The organism is Tunicatimonas sp., assembly GCF_049647865.1.
In the GTDB taxonomy this organism is placed as follows: Bacteria; Bacteroidota; Bacteroidia; order Cytophagales; family Cyclobacteriaceae; genus Tunicatimonas.
Genome location: NZ_JBARYM010000369.1, coordinates 1 through 13,719, shown reverse-complemented (window position 1 = coordinate 13,719; position 13,719 = coordinate 1). Strand labels below are relative to the sequence as shown.

Genomic DNA, 13,719 nt, shown 5'->3' with positions numbered 1-13,719 from the left:
GTCAGGAAATTCTGAACCTTGCTTATTTCAATTTCCAGTTGAGGGTTATTGTAGTTTTGACACAGCCAGACAATAAGTTCGGGAAAGAAATTACCCTGAATACAGGACAGCCCGGCTGACCCAGCTTTCAGTGATTCTACCGCATGAACCAAGTAGGCATCGTACAGCCCAAAATTATATGCCTTTCCGGCAGCTACTTTTGCTTTCACTTGTTCAATATCCAGACAGGTATCTTTATGATAAGTAATGCGTCCGGCAGGAATGAATAGCTTAAGTTGTTCGGGAGATAGCACTCTTTTGTAAGGAACCGGGCACTCGTAGAAGCCCAGTGGAATTCTTCCTGTACGATGGAGCAGATCAAAAACCCGCTCGTTGAATACTTCGTCTGATTCATTTTCATTGGCCAGCAAGCCGGTGATCATAATGACCGCCTGTACTCCGGTTTGGTAGATTTGGTTGATAAAATCTGCTTGCTTCTCGATGGTACTTCCAAAAGTTCCGGTAGCTACCACTGCTACTCTGCCATTGGCTATTTTCACCACGTGTTGGGTAACTTTGATTCTTTCCTGAGGAGTGAGTTCAAACATCTCGCTCGACAAGCAATTGGTAAACAAGCCAGCCGCCCCCGAGGCTAGATAAAATTCCGTTAACCGAGTCAGTCCGTCATAATCTACTTCCCCATTTTCTTGAAAGGGGGTGAGCATCACTGGAATAAAGCCTTTCTCCTGATAAGTCATCGGAGGATAGTAATAGGTTGAATCGTCACCTAAATGTACCATGAGATTACCGCCCGTTTATGTAGCTTCTTGGCTAATCGTTATAGCATTTTAGCATAAGGGAAAAATGACTAGAAAACGGAAACGGGAAGCCGAAGACGGGAGACCGGAGAGATATAGGATAAAGGGTTGAGGAACAAGTAATAGAGGACAAATGACTAAGGGCCGATAACAGTCAGCAATCCGCCTTTTCCGGTCTTCGGTTTCCGGACTCCGGTCTCCCTCTTCAACCATCAAAAATAAACTAAACACTAATTCGTGAGTCTTTACCCCCGTTTATTATACATTCGAGTTACACCAAATTTCGACTGAGATATTTCTTCTTATACTCCATTGGAGTGATCTTCATTACCTTCTTGAAGTGTCGGTAAAAATTAGATACGTTATTGAAACCACATTCAAAACAGATAACTTCAGTCGCTAATTTGTCTTCAACCAATGCCCGGCAGGTGTGGCTGATTCTTATTTCGGTTAAAAAATCGAAGTAGGTTTTTTGGGTAGTTGATTTAAAGTACCGGCAGAATGAGGTAATACTTAAATTTGCTATCGCCGCTATTTCTTCTAGGCTAATATCTTTTCGGTAGTTAGCTAATGTATAAGAATATATTGTATCGAGCCGGGCCATTTCTGATTTGTCCTTTTGAAACGAAGCATGGGATGAAGCAATGGTTTCAAATTCATCGGTTTCAGCTAATAGTCTGAGTATTGAGAGTAGTATAATAAGTCGGTCAATATTTGTAGCCTCAGTAGCAGCGTACATTAGCTCGGCAATTTTCATCCTGGTTTCCCCTTTGATTACTAATCCCCTTTTAGCCTGTTCCAGAAGCTCAAGAATTAGGTAGGCTTCGGGTAAGCGGAGAAAGTCACGCCCTAAGCAGTCGGGTAAAAAATGTATGACCATTGCTTCTACTTTTAGGTTTTTATTAGCCTGAAAGTATTCCTCTTTACACCGCCAAGTGTGAGGCAAATTCTCTCCAATCAGCAGCATCTCGCCCTCCGAAAAATTCCGAATAGTGTCTCCAATAAACCGTACCCCTTCGCCCCTTACAGTATAATGCAGTTCAATTTCCGGATGGTAATGCCAAATTGTACCGAAGGTAGGTAGAATATCGTGCCTAACACTGTAAGAGCTCCTAGGCTGAATTGGTACTTTATGAAAGTGCGGTTTCATAGGCAGTAGTGATCAATCAATTATTTACTATTCGACATAACCCCTCAATGGCACTTTTCCGAAGAGGGGCTTAATTCAAATTTGTTAATAGTAGATTGACTTCCTTACTGTATGCGGACTACATACTGCGAACATCAGAGTATTCAACTAATATAAAATCTTTTGAAGATATTTTACAATAATTAATCCGGAATTATTAGAGTTTTAGTGGTAAAGATAAAAATTTGATTCACCTATTAATCACTATTACATAGCGTTACCCCGTCATTCCCAGGTAGTAAGAGGACTATCGAGAATATGAAATACGGTAGTCTCGTTGGGCACAAAGCATTTTTTTAGGCATTTAGTGCTTTACTAGGAACATCAAAGGAGCAGTACTACTATACTTTTATACTTTCTGCACTCCCAACCCCGGCTGGTCAGTCAGGCTCATCATGCCATTGTGTAACTTAAAGCCTCCCGTAACTACATCGCGAGCTAGATCAAAGCTGCCGTCGAGATCGAGGTACTTGGTATTGCTAGAAGCTAAGGCAATGTGCAAAGCAGCGGTAATGCTAATACGGCTTTCGTCGTTGCAACCCCACATCAGATCTACTCCGGCATTTTTGGCGATGTTAGCAATCTCACGGGCATGGGCAATACCTCCGCATTTCATCAGTTTGATATTGAAGATACCTCCTGCTTGAGGGGTATTAGTTAACTGGTACGCATCCGTTGGGGTTACTAGGGTTTCGTCTAGAGCGATATGTTTCTTGATCTCCGTTGGTAGTTGCCGGTATTCTGCTATCGCATCGGCGGGTAAGGGTTGCTCAATTAGTTCAGGGTTCGGGCCCAAGGTAGCGTAGTAAAAGTCTTCTAGTTGGAGCATGGTATAGCCCTGGTTGGCATCTACCCGAATAATTACCTCCTTCCCTACCCGTTCTCGTAATTTCTTCAGTCGTTCTACATCTTCTTCTTTCGATTGCCCCAGTTTTACTTTCAGAATTTTAAAACCTCTCCCCAAGTATTCACCCGCCTCTTCCAGTGTTTCCTCCGTACTTTTTATTCCAATGGTAATAGATGTTGGCAAAGCCGTATGTTTTTGCCCCAAAAATTTTACCAATGGAATATCTAGCTGCTGAGCGAACAAATCGTGTAACGCAATATCCAGAGCAGTGCAGGCGCCTGCTTGTCCGGCAAATCGCTGTTGTACCTCGTAAACCAACTGTTGCATTTCCCGTACATCTTTCCCCACCAACCATTCGGTATTTTCTTCACTCAGCGCGGCTACCGTATCGTCTACGTCCACTCCCACCACGTACTTACTAGGGTTGGCCGACCCTAAGCCAATATTCCCAGTATCGGTTTCTACTTCTATTACACAATTGCTCACTGTTGTTACTGTTTTGTAAGCAATAGCGTACGGGCGAGTGAGGTCTAAATCTTCTTTACGAACATGAATTGCGCTGATCTTCATAACAGAGGTCGTATAGTGTTAATTAACTCAGTGAAATCGTCGTACAGCGGCAGCAGCGTCGTAACACCTAATTCCTGCTGATAGCGTTGCTGGTACTGCCGGGCTTCTTCTAGCGTAAGACCTTCTATATTCAGTGAGATGCCAATTACCTCGGAACCGTACAGACTGATGAGTTCTATTTCGCTTTCTAATGTAGGTATCTCGACATTCAGGTGCTCGTAACCGCTAAAGTACTTACGAGCGGGAGCATGCTGTAGTACTACTTGTTTGGCTTCGCCCGAAACCAGAAACTCTGAACCACCCGGCCCGCCGGGATTACGCAGTGAGCTTTGTCCTTCCAGCAATATCACCTGAGGATTTACCGCACGGTAGCACTGTACTATTGCTGCTTCAATCTCGCCCGAGATAAAATCGTTCAGCGTAGAATCAAAGATAAATCCGAAACGATTATCCTGCATCCAGCCCGTCTGCCCGGTGTAGATCATCTCGGCGTTGATATTGGCTTGGTGTAAAGCATGCAGCAGTAGACGCGTAGTTGTGCGCTTTCCTAAGTTGCAATCGGTGCCGAGCATTGCAATTTTAAGTGCCGGAATATTGTAGATGCCCCCCTCCCAAAAGTGCAACTGATCTTTAGGTTTGGGCTTACGAATATCTGTGATAGTTACTCCGTTTTTTTCTGCAAGTTGGGCCACTTCCGGTAAATCGCTTAGGTACTCGTGTAGCCCATTAATGATATGCATTTTACTTTTTAGTGCTTCCTTCACTGTGTCGAGCATGCCAGGAGGAATTTTGCCTCCGTGTCCGGCTACCCCCACCAAACAGTAGTTTATCGGCTCTGATGCGCTGTTAAGGCACTCGCCTAGTGAAGCATAGATAGGAATAGGGCCGGGAGCCTGAGAGACAATCTCTCGCACATCGCGCCCAGCAGAAACTTGGTCAATAATGCCCAACACTTGGTACTGAGAGGTATCTCGCACCAAACCGTGAGCAGTTTTGGCTTGATTAGTATTTAGCAACCCGTGGGTGATGACGATGGCATTCTTATTCATATGGCAGGTAGTAGTGAGTGGCATAATTACTAAAAAATGGCATAAATGAGAAAAGGCTAATTATAAGAATAAGTTAAAGCGAGTGGAATTTTTTAAAATCAAAGCGAGATTTACTAAATGAGTTATTATATTAAGCTTCCCTATAAACTAACCTATAGCTACATGAGTAAAAAAGTAATTCTTGTTCTTGTTGCCTTTGCGGTCTGGTCGGTAGTCAGTTGGCGATGGTATACTTGCGGGGTAAAGGGCTTCTGTGGGGGCAATGCTGTGGCAGCATCTACCAATAGTGATATGAATCAGCCCAAAACCGCAACACAGTCGCCTTTATTGTTTTCTTGGTCAAGCAGCGACCCGATTACCAGTACCCGTTTTAGTACGCTTCGCGACTCTTTAAGTAGTGTGGTGAGTACCAACGAAGAACTGATCATCACCGGATACTACACGGAAGAAGAAGAAAACCTCAGCAATTTTGCTAATCTCGGGCTCGCTCGCGCTAAGCAGGTAAAACAACTACTATCTACCCAAATGGATACTAGCCAGATTACGACCGCCGCTAAATTATTAGCCTCTAGCGAAACTATGCAGAACTATCCTTTTGAAGGAGTAGATTTTTCTGTCGTACCGGTTATTCCTGAAAATGCAGAAGTAGTTGAATTAGATGACCGAACCATCATCTATTTTCCTTTTGGCTCATCTAACCCAGAACTATCAGAAGCAATTAACCAGTACTTAACCAAATTGGCTGAGAGTCTAGATGATACAGATCAGGCTGTAGTGATTACCGGGCATACCGACGATGTAGGCGAAGCGCAACTTAACCAAAAGTTGGGACTGGAGCGCGCAAATATTGTTAAGAATATTCTGGCAAAACGAGGTATATCTGCCGAACGTATTTCAGCCAGATCGGCAGGGGAAACTAGCCCCATCGCTACTAACAATACTGAAGTGGGCCGGAAGAAAAATCGCCGTATCGAGCTAATGGTTAATAAATAACTTCTTATCATAACCTTTCCGTTGGTTTATTAACGGATTACTATAATTACTAAACCCTATTATCATGTTTCAAAACAGTGTTCTCGAGAGTTATGATGGCAGCGATGCCACTTGGGAAATTATTATTATGCTGCTGATTGCGTTTGTTCTTGGCTATATTTTGCGCCAAATTCTCAGTAGTTCTAAAGCTCGTCGGTTGCAAGAATTAGAGTATGATAATCGCCATTTGGCCGGTAGAGTAAAGGAACTGGAGCGATCAGTATCTAAAGAAAAACGTGATGTCATTCGCCTAACCGAAGATTTGAATAACTGCCGTCAAGAGAGTGCATCTACCGAACAAATGAGCGCATTGGAAAACTCTTTAGCTGATTTGCGCCAGCAAAATAGCCAGTTGCAGTCGGAATTGAGCCTGTGCTTAGCTAGTAAAAAAGAACCAGAACCGGCTGACTCAGAGTTAAATACTGACATCAATCCAATAATGACTACTTCCGATAGCACAACCGTAACTGTAGAGGCCCCGCCGATTCCTGACAACCTGAAGGTGGTAGAGGGCATTGGCCCTAAGATTGAAAGAATGCTGAATGCGGAAGGCATTTACACTTTTTCTCAATTAGCTTCTGCCGATAACGAGCGGTTGCGAAACATTATGGCTCTGGAAGGGCACAAGTTTTTAGCTGTACACAACCCCGCAAGTTGGCCTAAACAAGCCCAACTGGCAGCTAATGAAAATTGGGAAGGTCTAGAAAGTTACAAAGGCCAACTAAAGAGCGGGCGAGAGGTAAAGTAGCTATCCATCATCGGTTTTCAGTACTAACCAGGAATAAACTGAGTAGCTCACTCATCGCACTGCTATAGTGGCAGATTTTTTAGGCTTATAAATGAAATTAGCCATTAGAACAGTTGCATAGTATCAAAGAAAATTATGCTAAGCAAAACTCAGATCACCGATAAGCACGCCCGATGGTGGGAAAAGCAGCTATAAAAAGGGGAATGGCGGTTCACGCTAATGTACGGCGTAATAATATTGGGACTACCAACGGGAGTTCTTTCTATGCTATTCATCGCTCTGATAAAAGGAACCGGAGAAGTAGTGGCTGCCGATTCGCTTGATACCGCATTGATTCATGTTACCGTATTTTGCTTAGGCGGACTGCTCAATGGTTGGCTTTTTTGGAGGGCTAATGAAAAAGCGTACCAACGTTACCTTGAGCAGTAAAAAAGCGAGCAAAGTCATTCCTCGCTCGCTACCGAATAATTCTTATTTTCCTGGACAGATATTCTTAGTGAGTGAGTGATAACAGACAGTCATCAATCTGACGAATATGCTTCTGCCAACGCCACGTTTCTGCTCCGGTACGAATACCAATGCTTAGTATTAGCAGCATAATCAGCAGTCCTACTTTCTCCGTCGTAAGAGGAACTCGGAGAAAGAAAAAGAGAAGTACACTACCAAATAGTAAGGAAGAAAAGACGACCGCGAAAAGAATCTGCCCTTGCAGCCTCTTCTTAAACCGAAGTAGCGAAGTCTTTATATTGTTATCCGACATGGTTGCTGAAAGTGTTCGGTATAGCCACAGGTTGTTGGTTATGCCTGCGGCGGCCACTAGTAGTAGTACTGTGTTAACCCAGGCAGCATTACGCTCCGGGTCAAGACCGGTCATGAATACAGCAATAAATACGACGAAAGCTACCGTTTCAACAATCACTTTAAGTTTTGTTCGATAAAAAACTGAGGAGGCTTTCTGAGAAATCATTTGCTGAATCTCGTTGCTACTTTTAGGGTTAACTGGCTGTTGCCAATCTGATTTCAGTTCATCAAGTGTCATGATTTTGGGGGTTTAAAAGGTGAATTAATTTTTCTTTAATACGGTGAAGTTTCACGCCTACGTGGCTGGTGGTTATTCCTAGCATATCGGCAATTTCTTCGTATTGGTAATCGTCTAGGTACAGCGTGATAACTGCTTTATCGGCTTCATTCAGCGTACTGATAGCCCGGTACAACCGCTCTCGCTCTGGGTGTTCCGACGTTTCCGCTATCGCCCTTTCAGGTAGAATAGCCTCCGTCACAATCCGCTTTTTACGGTATTTGGCTACGGCCGTATTTAGCGCAATCCGATACATCCAGGTAGTTACCTTCGCCTTCTTTTGATAAGTCGGGTACGCTTTCCAGAGCTGGTAGATTATTTCCTGAAAAAGGTCTTCCCGATCTTCCGGCGTATCCCGATAAATGCGAGCTACCTTATAAATGATACGCTGATGTTCAGAAATAATGTGGATAAATTGCTTCACTGAAGTTCTTTATCTTATGAGTTGCAGTTTAGCGGTGAATTATTAGAGACATACGAAGTTTTTGCGAGTAATACCTCAATGGGGTTTATTGATGATAGAAGTTATAACTTGATTTAAATAAAAAAGCGAATAAGAGTCATTCTTATTCGCTTTTTAAAATGTGTAAGTAATAGTAATCTACTGCCCTATACTGCTAACTGCTTCTACTGTGTAGCCTTGCTCCTTTAGTAGAGCGATCACTCCCATTGGTCCACCCAAATGGGCAGCACCCACGGCAAAGAAGGTAGGTTGGTCTTGCGCTATTTCTTCCATCAGAGGAATCCAATTTTGATTTCGCTTAGTGAGTAGTGATTCTTCGGCTCCTTCCATCTCCTGCATAGATTCGTGGGTAATATTGTACAAGTGCTCAACCTGTTCGCTTTGGTATGCCGCTAGAATCGCTTCAATCTCAAATACAGTTTCATCATAATTTTGAATAGCATCCACCAAATAATCAGCTTGTTCTTCTAATGGAATGAAATCGAAGGCCTGAGCTTGATCTTCAAGGGTTTCCAGACCTAACACTTCTTTTTGTTGCTCTTTAGCCTGCTGCACTAGCTGCATCTCGTACGATCCGGGCTGACAATTTAGCACATCCAAGAAAGTAAACGTACTTAGCATCAGTGGTTTCATAGCATTCAGTGCTTGAATCGGAATCTGTAGTGAGTCTTGCAGATAATTTCCCACTAGCTGATATTCGTCCTCGGTAAGCAGGTCGTTTAGCGTTGTACCGTCGGCCATCATCGCTATGCTCTGCATATTTTGCATTATCCCGGGTTCGTCCATATCTATTTCTAGTACTACTTGTTTCGTATTTTGTAGCGCATCTCTCATCGGTTGGGTGATTTGAATATCATCGGGACACATCAGGTGAATGGTACCGAACAGATAAGAAGGCTGAGAAAAGTCGTTCCCTGATATTTTCCATAGCAAAGCGTCAGTATCTTGAGCACTAACTGATAGCAATAGGGATAGTATAGAAGCGATGGTTGCAATTACTGTTTTTATCATGATTTTGATTTTTTATTGATTTACTGAGTTAGTATTGGCAACTTCAGTTTTATTACAAACACCATCAAAAAAAACTTTTTTTTATTCTTTTGTAAGAAATGAGTGCTACCCATCACTAACCCTTTATAATTTGAGAAAGTATGCCCCAAACGCAGAAATTTCTGAGCTTTTTAAATGAGAATACCGCGGTAATACGTAAGGTATGCCGATTGTATACGGATAATCCGAACGACTTTCACGATTGTTTTCAGGAAGTAGTACTTCAGCTCTGGAAGTCATTTGACTCGTTTCGGGGCGAAGCGAAGGCATCTACTTGGATATACCGGGTAGCGCTGAATGTTTGCCTTTCTCAACTCAAGCTTAGAAAGCGGCAAGTAGCATCAACTCCTATTGATGCGGATGCGGCGCAACGCTGGGCTGACGTTGCTTACGATACTACCGAAGAGGAACAGATACAGCAACTATACGCGGCTATCCGACAACTTAAAGAGTTAGACCGGGCCATCATTCTGCTGTATTTAGAAGAACGAAGCTACGATGAGATAGCCGATATTTTAGGAATGAGTCAGAGTAATGTGGGAGTACGTATCAATCGAGTAAAAAAGCAATTAAATCAACTAATTCATGGACGAACTACAGGCACTCTGGCGTAAAGCTTCGGCCCAAGATGAAAAAACCGTTAACCAGCAGGAACTGGAAGCGGCAATCAGCCGTCGCTCTTCGGATGAATTGGAGAAATTTCGGCGGGTAATAAAAAAGGAATACCTATTCACTTGGCCCGTACTACTGGCTGCAGTAGTAGGCGCAATTCTACTACCGGAGTATTGGTCAGCCGCCCTACCGTTAGTTACGTTGTACACTTTTCTGGTATTTTTTTACCAACGAGCATTGAGGCAATTTAAAGAAGTACACTACGAAGATGATTTAAAGACGTACTTACAACACGCTTTGCGTTTCCTAAAATCATACGTTCGTCACTATAAAATTATCTGCTGGGCTAGCGGGGCAGCAGGCTTTTCGGCATATTTTTTATTACCTAAAGGCAACCCTAATTCAGGATTGAATAAAGTCGTTGACGCTTCACCTACCGTTTTTCTTATTGGGGCGATTGTATTGGTCATATTTGCGCTTTTGGGAACCCACCTGTACATCAAGTACCTTTATCAAGCTAGAATCAACCGATTAGAAAAGCTACTTAACGAAATTTCAGAAGGCTAAATTTTTTATTTGATGAAAGATCTATCGGTACCAATGAACCGTGCGTATTTATTGATGCTTCCTTTTGTGTTGCTTAGTGGACTACTATTAGTGGTTTACGGACTAATTTGGGGTTGGAAAGCGACCCTTAGCGGAGTCAATGCTTTTACTGAACCAAAGAGCTTTTTATTAGCGTTCATCTTAGGAACAATTATTCACGAAGGTTTGCACGGGGCCGGTTGGAAGTACGCCGCAAAGTTACGTTGGTCAGATTTTACCTACGGAGTGCAGTGGAGCACCTTAACACCCTACGCCCATAGCAAAAAGCCGATGCAAAAGTCAGCCTACGTGGTCGGCTCGCTACTACCCGCTATCGTGCTAGGCTTCGTACCTTACCTAATTGCCCTGATTATTGGCCATAACTGGCTGATGATGTTTGGCTTTATTTTTACCCTCGCCGCTGGTGGTGATTTCTGGACCGTCTATACCCTTCGGCATGTTCCTCTCGATATTTGGGTGCAAGATCATCCTGAAAATGTTGGCTGCTTGGTATACGATTTAAAAGAAGAGAGAGGGAATCTGTAGTAGAATAATTTCGGCCAAGTTCTTCAACGCTAAGAGCTAAATTTCTCAGCACTTTTTTCGCTAACAGTCATTCTATCTTCAGCAACATTAATAATCTCATCTTCCTGCTGATCGTCATCAATAGCCAGTACTTGAGCCATTTCGTGAACAACCATATCTAATTCCTGAGCCGATTTGGTAACCGAATGAATAAATTTCTGACGTTCATCTTCATCTTCGGCATACTCTAGCGCGTAAGAAGAGCCTAGGATCCGGGCTAGCGGTCCCCGTATTTTATGAGCGTTCAGAAAAGCATATTGTGCTAGTTGCTCGTTTTGGTGATGTAAGGCATTTGTTCGTTCTTCTACAATGTGCTCTAGATTTTCGTTAATTGCCACTACCTCTTCATTAGCCAACATAAGTTCTTTACTATGCTGCTGAAGTTCCAGTTCAATTTTTTTCAGCTCTAACTCACGTTGCTTCATCGGGGTAATATCTGTAATCCTAATAAGTTGATAATTACATTCTTGGAGAGAAAAGGTATATAACGACACTTGACCCCAAACGATGTTTCCCTTGGCTGTAGTTAATACTTCTTCGATAGAAAAAGTATCTCCTTCTGATACGAGTTGAGTTAAGATAGATAATGATTCGTTCAATGAGGTGAAAAGGTCAGGTGCGTAAGAATTTAGCATCTCTTCTAAAGCAATATCACATAATTGTAACGCCATATGGTTACATTGTTCAATCTTGAGATCGCTAGTACGAACTAAAAAAACAGCATCCGGATTGTGGGCTAATATGTAGTCAAGCTTTTTCTCAGTTTTCATAGTATTTTCTCGGACGAATTGCGCTCGAGATTTTATCGCCCAACCAACTACATACGCAGCAGTTGATAAAACTAATGGCGTAGAACCTACTATGTAATGAATAGGATTATTTTGATAAATATAGATAACTGAAGTAAAAGTTATTGGGAGCCTATGAATTATAATATCTACGGTAATAGCACTGATTGGGAAAAAGAGACCAATGACTAGTCCACCAAAAATGAACCTTTTCAAATAAGATTTTTCACAGGAAAGAAGAGATTTATTACCCTCAGTCATACGTTATGACTATTTATTATGTGGAGTTAAAACTTTAAAGATACCAATACCACCATTAATTATGCACACATTGTAGGTTAGAGAGTACATATGTTATGTTTCCTTACTTTTCCCTATAATACCTCCCTACCGTTATGAATCGTATCGACCGCCTCACAGCTATTCTTATTCAATTACAGAGTCAGCGCATCACGCGGGCGCAAGATATTGCTAACCGTTTTAATATTAGTCTGCGTACTGTTTACCGTGATATTCGGGCATTAGAAAAAGCTGGAGTACCTATTGGTTCCGAAGCGGGGGTTGGCTACTTTTTGGCCGGTGGCTATCGGCTTCCCCCGGTACAGTTTACCCCCGAAGAAGCGCGCGCCTTGCTTCTAGCTGGAAAATTGGTAGGCCAACTTACCGATGCATCCGCCCGCGCGCGGCACCAAGATGCGCTGTATAAAATTAGGGCAGTACTGAAAGAGGAACAACAGGAAATGTTGGATGACCTAGAAAGCAAAGTTACGGTACTCAACCCGCCTAATCGCAATGCACAAGCTGAGCCAAGTCCAACCGATTTACATCTGGAGAAAATTCAGCAGGCCTTGCTTAATCGTGTGGTTGTAGAAATGGACTATTTTTCGCCCAGTAGCGGTCAGTTTACCCGCCGAGGTATTGAGCCAATTGGTATGGTATACTACGGAGATGCCTGGCACATTATTGCCTACTGTCAGCTCCGGCAAGATTATCGCGATTTCCGTATCGACCGAATGAGTAAATTGGAGGTTACTAGCCAACGTTACCACTTGCGCGATCGCTTGAGCCTGGAGCAATACTTGAACCGGCAAAGTCAGACCACCGATGCCGTGCTGACGAAAGTTCACTTTAACGCTTCGGTATTTCCGTTTATTCAGCAAGACCGTTATCGCTACGGCTTTGTGCAAGAAAAAATAACAAATGATGGTGCCGAGAGCTGGTTTCTAGTTTCCAAAGTAGAATATTTCGCCCGCTGGCTACTAATGTACGGCAATGGAGTAACCATCATTGCTCCCGATCATTTTCGTCACACGATGCAAACACTCGTTCAAGAGTTAGTTCAGCACTACCAGTAATAGTCCACAGTCAATAGTCAACAGCAGAAACTGTGGACTGCTGACCATCGACTGTAGACTAAACAACAAACCCTGCTGACATAGGGCTGTCACTTCGGGTTACGATCTTAGGGTTATTAATTCACTAAACCCTTTTATCACCATGATGTATCCCGGATTTAACACTACTAAATTAGCCGAAAGCAAGGCGTTTTACACTAAACATTTTGGCTTTGAGGTAATCTTTGAAGATGATTGGTTTGTTCTGCTAAAACGGGGCGAATACGAACTAGGCTTCATGCTACCGGAAATGCCCCAGCAGAATTCTCTTTTTCAACCGGCCTTCGGGGGCGGAAGCTGGTTAGCTTTTGAGACTGACGATGCTCACCAGGAATACGACCGACTACAGCAAGCTGGCGTACCTATTGTAGCCGAAATAAAAGATGAAGTTTGGGGTGATCGTCATTTTGTCATCAAAGACCCTAGCGGCATTGGAGTAGATGTTTACCAGCGCTTACAAACCGAGTAATTAAGAAGAGCAGAAATGGGGTGGAGCTACTATTCCGCCCTGTTTTGTTTACTAGTGTTCATTACCTCGGTAAACCCACATAGCCCGAGTTTCGCCCGCCGTTTGGAAGCCGCATTGTTGATAAAAGTCAATAGCTTGCCCGTCAGCCACTAATATTTGTTGGTGAAAGTTAACGTACCTCTCTCGGAAAACTTCCATTATCTTCTTCCCTACTCCTTTGCCCTGATAATCCGGTAGCACTAATAAATGCGGGTAGTAAACTACTAAATAGCCATCAGTAATGGCATTGCCGATACCGACTAATATATTACCATCCCAGGCTGATATCAGTGTGTCAGAATTCATTAGAGCGTTGTAAAGAGCATCCGGCTTTTGGGCCGAAGACCAGTCATTCGCTTCGTAAAGAGAAAGTATGTCTTTCTTCTTTATTCCTTTGGTTTCTTTTATCGTAATATTCATGCTA

General features: G+C 42.9%; 17 protein-coding genes. 8 read left to right on the top strand and 9 right to left on the bottom strand.

Annotated elements, in window-relative coordinates; genetic code table 11:
* The 4 genes from WBA23_RS11075 to WBA23_RS11060 form a co-directional block, all read right to left on the bottom strand.
* Positions 1 to 779, bottom strand: a 779-nt coding sequence (locus tag WBA23_RS11075; protein ID WP_424582343.1) for a dihydrodipicolinate synthase family protein, incomplete at its 3' end; no start/stop codon positions are given.
* 289 nt (positions 780 to 1,068) lie between these two features.
* Positions 1,069 to 1,947 carry an AraC family transcriptional regulator gene (locus tag WBA23_RS11070; protein WP_424582342.1) on the bottom strand — a complete coding sequence of 293 codons (879 nt, stop codon included), beginning with the start codon at positions 1,945 to 1,947 and terminating at the stop codon, positions 1,069 to 1,071.
* A 388-nt stretch (positions 1,948 to 2,335) separates the two neighbouring features.
* On the bottom strand, positions 2,336 to 3,403 hold the full coding sequence (locus WBA23_RS11065) for a mandelate racemase/muconate lactonizing enzyme family protein (RefSeq protein ID WP_424582341.1): 1,068 nt from the start codon (positions 3,401 to 3,403) through the stop codon (positions 2,336 to 2,338).
* A complete protein-coding gene (locus tag WBA23_RS11060; protein ID WP_424582340.1) occupies positions 3,400 to 4,476 on the bottom strand; it encodes a DUF1611 domain-containing protein in 1,077 nt (358 codons plus the stop codon). The genes WBA23_RS11065 and WBA23_RS11060 overlap by 4 nt, the downstream gene beginning before the upstream one ends.
* Positions 4,477 to 4,614: 138 nt before the next feature.
* Here WBA23_RS11060 and WBA23_RS11055 point away from each other — a divergent pair, with 138 nt between their 5' ends.
* The 3 genes from WBA23_RS11055 (at position 4,615) to WBA23_RS11045 (ending at position 6,661) form a co-directional block, all read left to right on the top strand.
* On the top strand, positions 4,615 to 5,445 hold the full coding sequence (locus tag WBA23_RS11055; RefSeq protein WP_424582339.1) for an OmpA family protein: 831 nt from the start codon (positions 4,615 to 4,617) through the stop codon (positions 5,443 to 5,445).
* Positions 5,446 to 5,509: 64 nt separating this feature from the next.
* Positions 5,510 to 6,232: a hypothetical protein gene (locus WBA23_RS11050; protein ID WP_424582338.1), complete on the top strand. Its 723-nt coding sequence runs from the start codon at positions 5,510 to 5,512 to the stop codon at positions 6,230 to 6,232.
* A 264-nt stretch (positions 6,233 to 6,496) separates the two neighbouring features.
* Positions 6,497 to 6,661 (top strand): hypothetical protein, encoded by a 165-nt coding sequence (locus WBA23_RS11045; RefSeq protein WP_424582337.1) that lies wholly within the window; start codon positions 6,497 to 6,499, stop codon positions 6,659 to 6,661.
* 64 nt (positions 6,662 to 6,725) lie between these two features.
* Here the strand turns inward: WBA23_RS11045 and WBA23_RS11040 are convergent, their stop codons facing one another.
* The 3 genes from WBA23_RS11040 to WBA23_RS11030 form a co-directional block, all read right to left on the bottom strand.
* Positions 6,726 to 7,271 carry a hypothetical protein gene (locus WBA23_RS11040; protein ID WP_424582336.1) on the bottom strand — a complete coding sequence of 182 codons (546 nt, stop codon included), beginning with the start codon at positions 7,269 to 7,271 and terminating at the stop codon, positions 6,726 to 6,728.
* Positions 7,261 to 7,734 (bottom strand): RNA polymerase sigma factor, encoded by a 474-nt coding sequence (locus WBA23_RS11035; protein WP_424582335.1) that lies wholly within the window; start codon positions 7,732 to 7,734, stop codon positions 7,261 to 7,263. Before WBA23_RS11035 ends, WBA23_RS11040 begins: the two co-directional genes overlap by 11 nt.
* Before the next feature lie 177 nt (positions 7,735 to 7,911).
* Entirely contained in the window at positions 7,912 to 8,784 is an 873-nt protein-coding gene (locus WBA23_RS11030) for a TraB/GumN family protein (protein WP_424582334.1), read from the bottom strand.
* A gap of 140 nt (positions 8,785 to 8,924) precedes the next feature.
* Here WBA23_RS11030 and WBA23_RS11025 point away from each other — a divergent pair, with 140 nt between their 5' ends.
* From WBA23_RS11025 to WBA23_RS11015, 3 genes are read left to right on the top strand one after another with little or no spacing between them, the layout of a single operon-like run.
* Positions 8,925 to 9,437: an RNA polymerase sigma factor gene (locus tag WBA23_RS11025; RefSeq protein ID WP_424582333.1), complete on the top strand. Its 513-nt coding sequence runs from the start codon at positions 8,925 to 8,927 to the stop codon at positions 9,435 to 9,437.
* Positions 9,409 to 10,002, top strand: coding sequence for a hypothetical protein (locus WBA23_RS11020; protein ID WP_424582332.1), 594 nt, complete (start codon positions 9,409 to 9,411; stop codon positions 10,000 to 10,002). The genes WBA23_RS11025 and WBA23_RS11020 overlap by 29 nt, the downstream gene beginning before the upstream one ends.
* Positions 10,003 to 10,014: 12 nt before the next feature.
* Positions 10,015 to 10,566, top strand: coding sequence for a DUF3267 domain-containing protein (locus tag WBA23_RS11015; protein WP_424582331.1), 552 nt, complete (start codon positions 10,015 to 10,017; stop codon positions 10,564 to 10,566).
* A 29-nt stretch (positions 10,567 to 10,595) separates the two neighbouring features.
* Here WBA23_RS11015 and WBA23_RS11010 read toward each other — a convergent pair whose 3' ends face one another.
* Positions 10,596 to 11,375: a PAS domain-containing protein gene (locus WBA23_RS11010; RefSeq protein WP_424582330.1), complete on the bottom strand. Its 780-nt coding sequence runs from the start codon at positions 11,373 to 11,375 to the stop codon at positions 10,596 to 10,598.
* A 413-nt stretch (positions 11,376 to 11,788) separates the two neighbouring features.
* Here WBA23_RS11010 and WBA23_RS11005 point away from each other — a divergent pair, with 413 nt between their 5' ends.
* Entirely contained in the window at positions 11,789 to 12,748 is a 960-nt protein-coding gene (locus WBA23_RS11005) for a helix-turn-helix transcriptional regulator (RefSeq protein WP_424582329.1), read from the top strand.
* Positions 12,749 to 12,890: 142 nt separating this feature from the next.
* Positions 12,891 to 13,256 carry a VOC family protein gene (locus tag WBA23_RS11000; protein ID WP_424582328.1) on the top strand — a complete coding sequence of 122 codons (366 nt, stop codon included), beginning with the start codon at positions 12,891 to 12,893 and terminating at the stop codon, positions 13,254 to 13,256.
* Positions 13,257 to 13,307: 51 nt separating this feature from the next.
* On the opposite strand, the gene WBA23_RS10995 is transcribed toward WBA23_RS11000, so the two are convergent.
* Positions 13,308 to 13,719: GNAT family N-acetyltransferase (locus tag WBA23_RS10995; RefSeq protein ID WP_424582327.1), on the bottom strand; the 412-nt coding region annotated here is incomplete at its 5' end.

What these genes read in the sequence shown, in the direction of transcription:
- WBA23_RS11030 (WP_424582334.1), bottom strand. Translation starts at nt 8,784, where the DNA reads ATGATAAAAACAGTAATTGCAACCATCGCTTCTATACTATCCCTATTG.
- WBA23_RS11055 (WP_424582339.1), top strand. Translation starts at nt 4,615, where the DNA reads ATGAGTAAAAAAGTAATTCTTGTTCTTGTTGCCTTTGCGGTCTGGTCG.
- WBA23_RS11015 (WP_424582331.1), top strand. Translation starts at nt 10,015, where the DNA reads ATGAAAGATCTATCGGTACCAATGAACCGTGCGTATTTATTGATGCTT.
- WBA23_RS11010 (WP_424582330.1), bottom strand. Translation starts at nt 11,375, where the DNA reads ATGAAAACTGAGAAAAAGCTTGACTACATATTAGCCCACAATCCGGAT.
- WBA23_RS11020 (WP_424582332.1), top strand. Translation starts at nt 9,409, where the DNA reads ATGGACGAACTACAGGCACTCTGGCGTAAAGCTTCGGCCCAAGATGAA.
- WBA23_RS11025 (WP_424582333.1), top strand. Translation starts at nt 8,925, where the DNA reads ATGCCCCAAACGCAGAAATTTCTGAGCTTTTTAAATGAGAATACCGCG.
- WBA23_RS11060 (WP_424582340.1), bottom strand. Translation starts at nt 4,476, where the DNA reads ATGCCACTCACTACTACCTGCCATATGAATAAGAATGCCATCGTCATC.
- WBA23_RS11045 (WP_424582337.1), top strand. Translation starts at nt 6,497, where the DNA reads ATGCTATTCATCGCTCTGATAAAAGGAACCGGAGAAGTAGTGGCTGCC.
- WBA23_RS11050 (WP_424582338.1), top strand. Translation starts at nt 5,510, where the DNA reads ATGTTTCAAAACAGTGTTCTCGAGAGTTATGATGGCAGCGATGCCACT.
- WBA23_RS11070 (WP_424582342.1), bottom strand. Translation starts at nt 1,947, where the DNA reads ATGAAACCGCACTTTCATAAAGTACCAATTCAGCCTAGGAGCTCTTAC.
- WBA23_RS11005 (WP_424582329.1), top strand. Translation starts at nt 11,789, where the DNA reads ATGAATCGTATCGACCGCCTCACAGCTATTCTTATTCAATTACAGAGT.
- WBA23_RS11000 (WP_424582328.1), top strand. Translation starts at nt 12,891, where the DNA reads ATGATGTATCCCGGATTTAACACTACTAAATTAGCCGAAAGCAAGGCG.
- WBA23_RS11065 (WP_424582341.1), bottom strand. Translation starts at nt 3,403, where the DNA reads ATGAAGATCAGCGCAATTCATGTTCGTAAAGAAGATTTAGACCTCACT.
- WBA23_RS11040 (WP_424582336.1), bottom strand. Translation starts at nt 7,271, where the DNA reads ATGACACTTGATGAACTGAAATCAGATTGGCAACAGCCAGTTAACCCT.